This is a genomic window from Thermoanaerobacterium thermosaccharolyticum DSM 571, assembly GCF_000145615.1.
Taxonomy (GTDB): domain Bacteria; phylum Bacillota; class Thermoanaerobacteria; order Thermoanaerobacterales; family Thermoanaerobacteraceae; genus Thermoanaerobacterium; species Thermoanaerobacterium thermosaccharolyticum.
Window position 1 is genome coordinate 2,774,858 of sequence record NC_014410.1, and the last position, 10,895, is coordinate 2,785,752.

Annotated in this window: 13 protein-coding genes; all 13 read right to left on the reverse strand. The window is 32.5% G+C overall.

Annotation, left to right across the window (positions count from 1 at the left end; all coding sequences use genetic code 11):
* Window positions 1-10: 10 nt before the first annotated feature.
* The gene (gene hydE, locus TTHE_RS13580; protein ID WP_013299141.1) at window positions 11-1,309 is read right to left on the reverse strand and encodes a [FeFe] hydrogenase H-cluster radical SAM maturase HydE; all 1,299 of its coding nucleotides are present in this window, start codon (window positions 1,307-1,309) and stop codon (window positions 11-13) included.
* Window positions 1,310-1,410: 101 nt separating this feature from the next.
* Window positions 1,411-2,250 carry a ParB/RepB/Spo0J family partition protein gene (locus tag TTHE_RS13585; protein WP_013299142.1) on the reverse strand — a complete coding sequence of 280 codons (840 nt, stop codon included), beginning with the start codon at window positions 2,248-2,250 and terminating at the stop codon, window positions 1,411-1,413.
* Entirely contained in the window at window positions 2,243-3,022 is a 780-nt protein-coding gene (locus TTHE_RS13590) for a ParA family protein (RefSeq protein WP_013299143.1), read from the reverse strand. The genes TTHE_RS13585 and TTHE_RS13590 overlap by 8 nt, the downstream gene beginning before the upstream one ends.
* Window positions 3,023-3,111: 89 nt before the next feature.
* Window positions 3,112-3,915, reverse strand: a complete 804-nt coding sequence (gene noc, locus TTHE_RS13595; protein WP_013299144.1) for a nucleoid occlusion protein — start codon at window positions 3,913-3,915, stop codon at window positions 3,112-3,114.
* Between the two features lie 122 nt (window positions 3,916-4,037).
* Complete coding sequence (locus TTHE_RS13600) at window positions 4,038-4,484, reverse strand: NUDIX domain-containing protein (protein ID WP_013299145.1); 447 nt, start codon at window positions 4,482-4,484, stop codon at window positions 4,038-4,040.
* 17 nt (window positions 4,485-4,501) lie between these two features.
* Window positions 4,502-5,224, reverse strand: coding sequence for a 16S rRNA (guanine(527)-N(7))-methyltransferase RsmG (gene rsmG / locus TTHE_RS13605; RefSeq protein ID WP_013299146.1), 723 nt, complete (start codon window positions 5,222-5,224; stop codon window positions 4,502-4,504).
* Window positions 5,225-5,227: 3 nt separating this feature from the next.
* Window positions 5,228-7,099 (reverse strand): tRNA uridine-5-carboxymethylaminomethyl(34) synthesis enzyme MnmG, encoded by a 1,872-nt coding sequence (gene mnmG, locus TTHE_RS13610; protein ID WP_013299147.1) that lies wholly within the window; start codon window positions 7,097-7,099, stop codon window positions 5,228-5,230.
* Between the two features lie 8 nt (window positions 7,100-7,107).
* Window positions 7,108-8,484, reverse strand: a complete 1,377-nt coding sequence (gene mnmE / locus TTHE_RS13615; RefSeq protein ID WP_013299148.1) for a tRNA uridine-5-carboxymethylaminomethyl(34) synthesis GTPase MnmE — start codon at window positions 8,482-8,484, stop codon at window positions 7,108-7,110.
* A 96-nt stretch (window positions 8,485-8,580) separates the two neighbouring features.
* Window positions 8,581-9,201: an RNA-binding cell elongation regulator Jag/EloR gene (jag, locus tag TTHE_RS13620; protein WP_013299149.1), complete on the reverse strand. Its 621-nt coding sequence runs from the start codon at window positions 9,199-9,201 to the stop codon at window positions 8,581-8,583.
* Window positions 9,167-9,823: a YidC/Oxa1 family membrane protein insertase gene (locus tag TTHE_RS13625; protein ID WP_013299150.1), complete on the reverse strand. Its 657-nt coding sequence runs from the start codon at window positions 9,821-9,823 to the stop codon at window positions 9,167-9,169. Before TTHE_RS13625 ends, jag begins: the two co-directional genes overlap by 35 nt.
* Window positions 9,824-9,838: 15 nt before the next feature.
* A complete protein-coding gene (yidD, locus tag TTHE_RS13630) occupies window positions 9,839-10,048 on the reverse strand; it encodes a membrane protein insertion efficiency factor YidD (RefSeq protein WP_013299151.1) in 210 nt (69 codons plus the stop codon).
* Entirely contained in the window at window positions 10,048-10,422 is a 375-nt protein-coding gene (gene rnpA / locus TTHE_RS13635; RefSeq protein WP_013299152.1) for a ribonuclease P protein component, read from the reverse strand. Before rnpA ends, yidD begins: the two co-directional genes overlap by 1 nt.
* An 11-nt stretch (window positions 10,423-10,433) precedes the next feature.
* Entirely contained in the window at window positions 10,434-10,568 is a 135-nt protein-coding gene (gene rpmH / locus TTHE_RS13640; protein WP_013299153.1) for a 50S ribosomal protein L34, read from the reverse strand.
* Between the last annotated feature and the right edge of the window lie 327 nt (window positions 10,569-10,895).

The window sequence follows — 10,895 nt, forward strand, 5'->3', positions numbered from 1 at the left end:
TCTCTTAATTTTATTTACTATCTTTAATGTAATCTAAGTTAATGTAAGGAGGCATTTTCCTTCCTGCTTTAATAACTGCTCTATATGCCGTCTGTAAATCCACCATGTTTTTATTGCTGTATATCTTATACCTGCTTCTGTACTTAGAAGGTGTAGAAATCAACATAATTGTATTTGCACCTGCCATTAAAGCCTTAACTTGCGCATCTTTATCAACTGTTGCTAATGCTGTTGTAGCAGGTATAAAAACATTTTTTAAAACAAGTCTCGTTGCTGCAACCGTCTTTAACGTCATCTCAACATCTCCATGTGGATATGTCTCTAATGGTGTACCTGTAGCCGGTACAAATGGGCCAATACCTACCATATGGATTCCCATATCTTTAAAAAACAATATATCTTTCGCTATATCTCTTGCTGTTTGTCCAGGAAGTCCTATAATATTGCCATTACCATTTACATATCCGTTCTCCCTTAGCCACTCAGAGCATTTAACGCGATAATCAAAATCATCATCAGGATGTATATTTTTAAATATTTCCCTGTTTGTAGTTTCTATTTTCAGTAAAAAATTATTTGCACCAGCTTCCCTAAAATGCTTGTACTCTTCTTGGTTTCTTTCACCAATGCTTAGCGTTATGCGCATATTAGTCTCTTTCTTAATTTTCTTGATAATTTCAATTATCTTATCTTCTGTATACCATGGATCTTCACCTGATTGAAGAATAACTGTCCTTATCCCCATCTTTTTTAATTCTTTTGCAGTTTGGACTATCTCATCTATGTCCATCCTATATCGCTCAACAGATAAATTATCTCTCCTTAATCCACAATAAAAGCAATTTTTTCTGCAAATATTTGAAAATTCTATTGCTGCCCTTATGTCGACAATATCGCCGACAACTGACTTTCGCATCTCATCCGCAGCTCTAAATATAGAACTTAAGTTCTTATCACCACTGGAGCTTAGTATGACAACTATATCATCTTCTGTTAGCTCTATTCCATTTTCTACTTTCTTTAAGACAGTTTTTAAATCATCATTTAAGTCTTTATTAATTTTATCAATAAGCCCTTCAAGTTTACGTATTTTATAAGGGTATATACCTTTCAATGATATAGAATTATCTTTAAGGAGTTTTTCTGCTACATCAACATTATATGCATTAATTTTTATTGCGGTACTGCATACAGAACCATACTCTGATGGAGCAGGAATCAATTCAGTCTTAATATCATTTTGCTTTAATATTTTATCCGCATTCAGCATATGCTGCGTCGAATTACATATTATTATATAATGTTCCATACATTTTCACCTGTGAGTTTTATTCATATATCTATATTTTATATTTATTTAGCCATAGTTACAATAGAAAAATGCATTTGTTTTTACAAATGCATTGACTATCATCTATTTATTATAAGATCTGTAAGCCTGGATAAATCCTCTTCACCGTAATATTCGATCATTATCTTTCCTTTATTTTTACCTGGTATTATCTTTACCTTAGTTCCGAAAAATCTGCAAAAATTATCTTCTATCTCTTTAATATATATGTCATTAACCTGTCTTCTTTTTCTTTTCGGTGATGCCACTTCTTTTATCAAATTTTCTGTTTCTCTAACATTTAAATTCTTATCAACAATTTTATTTGCAATTATATTCTGCTTGTCTGCATCTTGAACAGCTAATATGACTTTTGCATGACCTGTAGTTATTTTCCCTTCCATCAGCATATTTTGAACTTTTTCATCTAGATTAAGCAACCTAATACTATTAGCAATTGCCGACCTGCTTTTGCCAACTCTCTTTGATATTTCTTCCTGTGTTAAGTTAAACTGTTCCATCAGTGACTTGTATGCTTTTGCTTCATCTATAGGATTTAGATCTTCTCTCTGGAGATTTTCTATAAGGGCTATCTCCATCACTTTCTGGTCATCAAAATCTTTAACTATAGCTGGTATTTCTTTTAGTCCTGCAAGTTTAGCTGCTCTCCATCTTCTTTCCCCTGCTACAATTTGGTATCCGAAATTGATTTTTCTAACAATAATAGGTTGTATAATCCCGTGTTCTTTTATAGAATCAGATAACTCTTTAAGAGATTCATCATCAAAATGTTTCCTTGGCTGGAATTGATTTGGCTCTATGTCTGAAATTTTTATATTTTCTACGCCTTTTGTATTTTCTTCATCAATATCAGGTATAAGAGCTTGTAAACCTCTACCAAGCCCTCTTTTATTATTCAACTGCCTCACCATTCCTTTCAATTATTTCTTTTGCCAATTCTTCATATGCTTCAGCACCTTTTGAATGGGGGTCATAAAGAGAAATAGGTTTCCCAAAGCTTGGTGCTTCACCTAATCGTATATTTCTCGGTATAATAGTGCCGTAGACTTTTCCTTTGAAGTATTTCTTAACTTCATCAACAACCTGTATTGATAAGTTTGTCCTAGCATTAAACATGGTTAATACAACACCCTCAATTTCAAGGCTATGATTGATGTTTTTCTTAATTAAGTTTATTGTATTCATTAACTGCGTTAAACCTTCTAAAGCATAATATTCGCACTGTATCGGCACTAATACAGAATCTGCGGCCGTTAATGCATTGATTGTTAAAAGTCCCAACGATGGAGGACAATCAATCAAAATATAATCATAATCATCTTTAACATCATTGAGAGAATTTTTAAGCCTGAATTCCCTTGATAGCATGGGAACCAATTCTATCTCTGCTCCTGCCAATTGGATGCTGGATGGTACAATAGAAATGCCATTCATCTCATTAAGTGTTATAAGAGCTTCTTTAATGTTTCTTCCTTCAATTAAAATATTATATGTAGTGCAATTAAGCGATGAATTATCTATTCCAAAGCCACTGGTCATATTGCTTTGAGGGTCCATATCAACACATAATACCTTTTTCCCACTGGCAGATAAAGAATAACCTAAATTTATTGTTGTCGTTGTTTTGCCAACTCCACCTTTTTGATTTGCTATAGCTATTATTTTTCCCAATTTATCACCCCGCTATTTTTATCATATTTTTATTATAACATTGTTCCATGTGGAACAAAAGTAAAATAACAACACGGGGTGGTTAAATACTATTTTTTAGGAATTCTTATCTTAAATTCTATATAATCATCTTCATTCTGCTCTGTGTATTCCGCATCAACACCAGATTTTTTCATTATTGAAATTGCCTGTTTAATTGTATTTACAAAAATTCTTATGTCCTTATAAAATTTCATCATTTTCTTTTTTTCTTGTTTCTTATCTTCATTCATTGTAATCTTATTTATCATGTCCTGCACAATTTTTTCAGTCTCTTTAACATTGCATTTCTTCTTAATTATTATGTCAATTGCTTTATTTTGAAGTTCTTCATCTGGAAGCCTTAAAAGTGCTCTTGCATGTCTCTCTGTTAGGTTATTTTCAATCAATTTTGCTTTAATGCTATCATTTAATTTTAAAAGTCTCAACTTGTTAGCTATTGTAGATTGGCTTTTCCCAAGCATAGCAGCTAATTTTTCTTGTGTGAGATTATGGTCGTTTATCAAATTGTAGTACCCTTCTGCTTCCTCTAAAAAATTTAGGTCCTTTCTTTGAAGATTTTCAATCAAAGCAATAACTGCAGAATCTTCGTCATAGGCTTCAAAAACTATGGCAGGTATCGTCTTAAGTCCCGCAAGTTTTGATGCCCTCAACCGCCTCTCACCTGAAATAAGCTCGTAAGAATTGCCATTTACTACTCTTACGCTTATTGGCTGTATCACTCCATAAGCTTTTATTGAATCACAAAGCTCTTGTAGATTGGCAGTGTCAAAAATTTTACGAGGCTGATATGGATTTGGTCTAATAAGGTCTATCGGCAAGTATTTAATCTCTTGTTGCTTTATCGAAACCATAAAAAACACCTCTTTAAAAACAATCAGATTACTACTTATATATATTCTACAACAAAATCAAAATTCCTCCTAATATACCATTATTATCCTGTTATTTTTTATCATTGAAATAAAAAGCCATTTTACCTATAAATTTCAGGTATTTTTATACCTAGAGAATTAATGCTTCCATCTTTAATCATTTCTTTAAGTCCTTCAGGATATATATCATATTTGTCAAATTCGGAAATGTCTATCCACTTAACGTCCTTTATCACTTGTTTGTCTTCAGGCATATCCGGGTCAAAACCCAACCGCAAATCTCCACCAACAATTGAACATCTAAAATACGTTGCATAGTAAATGCTGTATTCCTCAAGATAGCATACACTATCTGCAATAATATCATAACCTGTTTCTTCTTTGCATTCTCTTATCAGTGCATCAACACAAGACTCATTCTCCTCCACTCGTCCACCAGGAAAAACCCATCCAATCTCATTTTCCACCTGATGTTTAACAAGTAAAACTTTATTGTCATTAATAATTACAGCTCTTGATACTAATAAACACGCTCTTAGATTACTCATAAAATTTATCCTTTCACTTAGAGTGGCATTTTTTCAATTAATTTTGGTTTTCTAGGATATTTCATATCTGTAGTGCCAAGTTTTCTTATCAAAAGCAACTTATGAATAATATCCGTATAAGGCAATGTTACTTCAAAAATATTTTCTATCTGACTCTTTAAAGTATTTAAAGCATTATTAGACATTGCTATCTCCTCATCTACATTTGAACCTTTAAAAGCAATTAAATATCCATCAACTTTAACAAAAGGAATGCAATACTCAAGCAATATATTTAATTGTGCAACAGCTCTTGACAATGATATATCGAATTTTTCTCTTAAAGAATTATCCTTTCCTAAGTCTTCTGCACGCCCATGTATTATCTCTACATCATTTAGATGTAATTGCTGTACTAATTCATTTAAAAAGACAGTTCGCTTCTTTAATGAGTCAACTATAGTCAGCTTCAAAGATGGATAGAGAATTTTAAGAGGTATAGATGGAAATCCAGCACCTGCACCTACATCTATTATCCTTTCATTGCCATTTATCTTTTTACAAATTTTAGCTGTTAAGCTGTCCAAAAAATGCTTGACAACAACATCCCTTTCTTCCGTAATGGCTGTCAAATTCATTTTTTGATTCCATTCCAGAAGAAGATCATAATACTTTATGAATTGTTCCACATGGAACAGTTGGAGATTAACTCCTAATGATTCTGCTCCCTTTATTAGTAAATCAATATTGTCTTTCTTCATAATCTATCTCCTTGACTGCATATAAATTAAAATGACAGATATATCAGCAGGTGATACGCCTGATATCCTAGATGCCTGTCCGACAGAAGTCGGCATTATACTTTTTAACTTTTGCCTTGCCTCAATGCTTATGCCTTTTATATCATCATAATTTATCCAAGATGGTATCTTTTTATTTTCTAATGCCTTAAATTTCTCCACTTGTTCCAACTGTTTCTTTATATACCCTTCATATTTTATATTAATATCGATCTGCTCTGCTACATCATCTCTTATATCTTCAGGTCTATCCTTGTCAATTACCTTAGATGAAATATAATCAATCTCAGGCCTTTTTAGTAAATCATACATGGTAATACCTGTCACAATTGGTGAACTTCCTTTAGACTTTAAATATTCATTGACAAAATCGCTTGGAACAATCATTGCGGTTTTCAATCTTTCCATCTCTTTTTCATACTGAATTTTTTTCTTCAAAAATCTTTCGTACCTTTCATCATCTACAAGTCCAATTTGCCTTCCCTTTTCAGTCAATCTAAAATCCGCATTGTCCTGTCTCAATATAAGTCTGTATTCAGCTCTTGATGTCAGCATTCTATAAGGTTCATTTGTACCTTTTGTAACAAGGTCATCAATTAGGACACCTATATACGCTTCAGATCTATCTAATATAAAAGGCTCTCTATTTAAAAGCTTCATAGCAGCATTTATACCTGCCATCAATCCCTGCGCAGCAGCTTCCTCATAACCAGATGTTCCATTTACCTGACCTGCAAAAAACAATCCTGATATTGTCTTTAATTCAAGTGACTGCTTTAACTGTGTAGGATCAATGCAGTCATACTCAATAGCATATCCAGGCCTCATGACTTTTACATTTTCAAGTCCTTTTATTGTTCTTAAAAATTCAATCTGAACATCCTCAGGCATACTTGAAGACATGCCTTGTACATACATCTCATTGGTATTCCTTCCTTCAGGCTCTATAAAAAGTTGATGTCTAGGTTTGTCTGGAAATTTAACAACTTTATCTTCTATAGAAGGACAATACCTTGGTCCAACGCCTTTAATCTCACCACTGTAAAGTGGTGACCTTCCTATGTTTCTCATTATAACCTCATGTGTTCTACTATTTGTGTACGTAAGCCAGCATGGGATTTGTTCCACATTTATTTCATCGTGCAAATATGAAAAAGGTTTTATTTTTTCATCACCAGGCTGGATTTCCATAGCATCAAAATTAATAGATTTTTTATCTACACGAGCAGGTGTTCCCGTCTTAAACCTCATCAATTTTATGTTAAGTCTCTCCAAACATTTTGACAGTTCATTTGCAGGAAACAAACCATTAGGACCACCGCTATAACTTACATCGCCAATTATAATTCTTCCCCTCAAATAAGTACCTGTCGTTACAATACAGGACTTACACAGGTATCTTGCACCATTTTTTGTAATTACACTTTTCACTTCACCATTCTCTACTTCAATATCAACAACTTCAGCCTGTTTTATGTCGAGATTCTCCTGCTTTTCAAGTGTATACTTCATATTAAATTGGTATCTTTTTTTATCAGACTGAGCTCTTAATGCCCTTACAGCAGGCCCTTTGCTGGTATTTAAAGTCCTTTCCTGTATCAAAGTTTCATCTGTATTTATGGCCATTTGTCCCCCCAGTGCATCAATCTCTCTTACAAGATTTGTCTTGGCAGGACCTCCTATTGCAGGATTACACGGCATTAACGCAATCGAATCTAAATTTATTGCAAACGCAACTGTTTTAAGTCCAAGCCTAGCAGTGGCTAAAGCTGCTTCACACCCTGCATGCCCTAAGCCTATAACAGCAACATCATATGACCCAGCATCGTATATCATTTAAGCACCTACTTTCCAACACAAAATCTTTCGAAAATTTCATTTATCAAATCTTCATTAGCAGTTTCACCGGTTATCAAACCAAGATTGTCAATTGCAGCATTTAAATCTATAGATACAAAATCCTCTGTCAAACCTCTTTCTATTGTATTAAGACAAGACATTAAATTTTCTTTAGCTTTTAATAAAGCGTCTTTATGCCTCATATTGGTTAAAAGAAATTCATTGTTTGATAGTCCATTCTCCATCACCATATTGTATACAGTATTTTCCAAAGCATCAAACCCTTCTTTTGTAACAGATGATAAACTTATATAATTTTCATTTGAAATTCTTCTGATTTCATCCAAGTCTATCATAGATGGCAAATCGATTTTATTTAAAACGTACAAAACATTCTTATCATCAATTATCCTCAGTATTTCGTAGTCTTCCTTCTCCAAAGGTCTTGAATTGTCAAAAACAAAAATAATAAGGTCTGCCTTATTAATTGCTTCCTTACTTCTTTCTACACCTATTTTCTCTACTAATTCATCAGTATCTCTGATACCTGCTGTATCAATAAGCTTTATCGGTATTCCCTTTATATTCAAATACTCCTCTATTATATCCCTAGTCGTACCAGGTATATCAGTTACAATTGCTCTATTTTCATTTAAAAGTGCATTTAGCAGCGAAGACTTGCCTACATTAGGCTTACCAATTATGACTGTATTAAGCCCTTCTCTTATTATCCTTCCTTTTTCTGATGAATCTAATAATTCATCAATTTTTCTAATTGCATTTTTTATTCCATCTATCAATTCACTATCATTAAATATCTCTACATCTTCATCAGGAAAGTCCATCAATGCAAATATATGTGCAATGAGTGCAACTAAGTCGTTCTTTATTTCATTTATTTTATCCTTAACACTGCCACTTAACTGCATTACAGCGTATTTATTTGAAAGGGCCGTCTTTGACCTTATTATATCTATTACCGCTTCCGCCTGTGACATATCAATTCTTCCATTTATAAAAGCTCTCTTTGTAAATTCACCAGGTTCAGCAAGTCTTGCACCATTTTTTAAAACCAATTCCAAAATCCTCTTGGCAGGTACATAACCACCATGACAATTTATCTCTACAATATCCTCTTTTGTGTAAGTATGTGGACTTTTCATCACATTAACAAGCACTTCATCGTATACTTCATTAGATTCGCTATCGTAAATAAAACCGTAATGCACAGTATGGCTTTTCACAGCTTTTAAATCGATATTTCTTTTAGATTTGAATATGCCAGAAACTATTTTTATAGCATCACGGCCACTTATTCTTATAATCGAAATACCTGCTTCACCAACAGCAGTAGATATTGCAGCAATCGTATCATCTATCATAGCAAATCACCAAACTTTCCAACCTTAAATATGATAATATATCACTAATTATTATTTTACAATAAGGTAAAAGAAAAAATACCCTTTCTTGGGTATCTACTTCAAAGATATTGTAACTCTCCTATTTGGCTCCTCGCCTTCACTAAATGTTTCTATATCAGGGTCATCCTGCAAAGCTAGATGAATTATCCTTCTCTCATTTGCATTCATTGGCTCCAAAGTTATGCTCCTATTTTCTTGCTTGACTTTTTTTGCTATTTTATTTGCCAAATTTATCAGTATCTTCTCTCTCTTTTCACGATAATTTTCCGCGTCTAACAAAATTCTCTTGTGTATACCTTCAATATTTTTTTTGTTAGCTACCAATGAAGTCAAGTATTGAAGTGAATCCAATGTTTCACCTCTATATCCGATTAGAAGTCCAACTCCATTTCCTTTCAAATTCACCAATATGTTATTGTCTTTCTCATCAATATCATATCCTACATCTATTCCAATCAACTTAATTATTCCATCTAAAAATCTTCTGATATTTTCCTTAACTACATCTTTAACAATAATTTTAACTATAGCTTGTTTTCCCAGTAGGCCCAGAAATCCTTTACTGCCTTCATCTATTATTTCTATGTCAACCATATCTCTAGAAATACCCAGCTCTATAAGTCCGGCATTGATAGCCTCTTCAACTGTTTTTCCTGTTTTTATTATTTCCCTCATTTGAAGACTCTCCCTTCATTGATTCGGTAGGTCTTAAGAAGAAATATTGCTGAGCTATCTGAAAAATGTTGCTTGTAACCCAATATATTCCTATACCTGCCGGTAAAGAAACAGTTATCCAAATCATAAAAGCTGACATAATAAGATTCATTGATTTTTGGCTGTTATCTGTCTGTATCATCGCAGATGAAATATACGTCGTAACACCAGACAATATTGGCAATATAAAGTAGGGATCCTTTTCAGCTAAGCTTTTTAACCATAAAAATGATGCAGTACTAAATGCTGGATAATTCCTAAGCATAGCAAAAAGTGGCCAAAGTATTACAAGCGGCAACAGCATCGGTAGACAACCACTCATAGGATTAACATTTTTCTCTTTATAAAGCTTCATCATTTCCTCGTTTAACTTCTGAGGATCCTTTGCATATTTTTTCTTTAAATCTTCCACTAAAGGATTTATCTCTTTCATCTTTTTCATTGTTCCCATCTGTTGAACATAAAAAGGCAAAAGAACAATTCTAATTAAAATCGTAAAAATAATTATAGCAACACCATAATTTCCAACAAAATCATATATAAACTTTAGTAACTGGCCAAGGTACATACCAATTGCTGCCATTTTAAACCTCCTAAGCTATTTTACAGGATCATATCCACCTGGATTAAAGGGATTGCATCTTAATATCCTCCACAAAGCCATAATACCACCTTTTAAAACACCATACTTTTTTATAGCATCTATAGCGTATTGAGAACAAGTCGGATAAAATCTACACGATTTTGGCTTCATAGGAGATATAAATTTCTGATAGAATCTTATTAAATATATAAAAATGTATTTCATTATTTATTCACCATATAAAGAGAAGATTTTGTTAACAGTCTCCTCATAGCATTTCCTACCATATAGAAATCTGCCTCAACAATCTTATTCCTCGCAATAAAAATAATGTCATATCCTTTAAATAAATCACGATCCAATAACCTAAAATTTTCATATAACAATCTCTTATAGCGATTTCTAATTACACTTTTACCCACTTTTTTGCTTACTGAAAAACCAACCCTGTTGATTCCTAAATTATTTTCTAAGTAATACATCACAATGTACTGATTTGAAATAGATTTGCCGTATCTATAAACATTTTTGAAATCACTACTTCGTTTTATCTTAACCATATCATATATATAAACCTCCGATTGCAAAAAAGGCCTCATTAAGGCCTTCCTTATGCTGTCAACCTATGTCTACCCTTTCTCCTTCTTCTTTTTAGAACATTACGACCATTTTTAGTAGACATCCTTTTTCTAAATCCATGTTCCTTTTTCCTATGCCTTACTTTTGGCTGATGTGTACGTAACACTACTACACCTCCTAAAACCTTAAAAATGCTAATAAGATTATATCGTTTATTTATGTGCATGTCAATAAATTAATCCATTAATGTTATTAACATATTAAAAAGTTTTATTCATAAGCTGTTGATAAATTTTATTTTTTTATTGATAATGTGTTAATAATTTGATATCATATAATCGAAGTTGTTAATAAGTAAAGAAATTTATTCATACAGATATTTAGTTATTCACAGGTTGTGTATAAATCTGTGAATAACTTGTTATTATTTCAATTTTCTCTTATGCATTAAAATTATATTTAAGGTTTTTTAAGCCTTTTTATATATATTTTA

Excerpts from the sequence above, each read along its gene's own strand:
- yidD (WP_013299151.1), bottom strand. The coding sequence starts at position 10,048 with ATGAAATACATTTTTATATATTTAATAAGATTCTATCAGAAATTTATA.
- TTHE_RS13600 (WP_013299145.1), bottom strand. The coding sequence starts at position 4,484 with ATGAGTAATCTAAGAGCGTGTTTATTAGTATCAAGAGCTGTAATTATT.
- mnmE (WP_013299148.1), bottom strand. The coding sequence starts at position 8,484 with ATGATAGATGATACGATTGCTGCAATATCTACTGCTGTTGGTGAAGCA.
- noc (WP_013299144.1), bottom strand. The coding sequence starts at position 3,915 with ATGGTTTCGATAAAGCAACAAGAGATTAAATACTTGCCGATAGACCTT.
- jag (WP_013299149.1), bottom strand. The coding sequence starts at position 9,201 with ATGAGGGAAATAATAAAAACAGGAAAAACAGTTGAAGAGGCTATCAAT.
- hydE (WP_013299141.1), bottom strand. The coding sequence starts at position 1,309 with ATGGAACATTATATAATAATATGTAATTCGACGCAGCATATGCTGAAT.
- rsmG (WP_013299146.1), bottom strand. The coding sequence starts at position 5,224 with ATGAAGAAAGACAATATTGATTTACTAATAAAGGGAGCAGAATCATTA.
- mnmG (WP_013299147.1), bottom strand. The coding sequence starts at position 7,099 with ATGATATACGATGCTGGGTCATATGATGTTGCTGTTATAGGCTTAGGG.
- rnpA (WP_013299152.1), bottom strand. The coding sequence starts at position 10,422 with ATGAGGCCTTTTTTGCAATCGGAGGTTTATATATATGATATGGTTAAG.
- TTHE_RS13625 (WP_013299150.1), bottom strand. The coding sequence starts at position 9,823 with ATGGCAGCAATTGGTATGTACCTTGGCCAGTTACTAAAGTTTATATAT.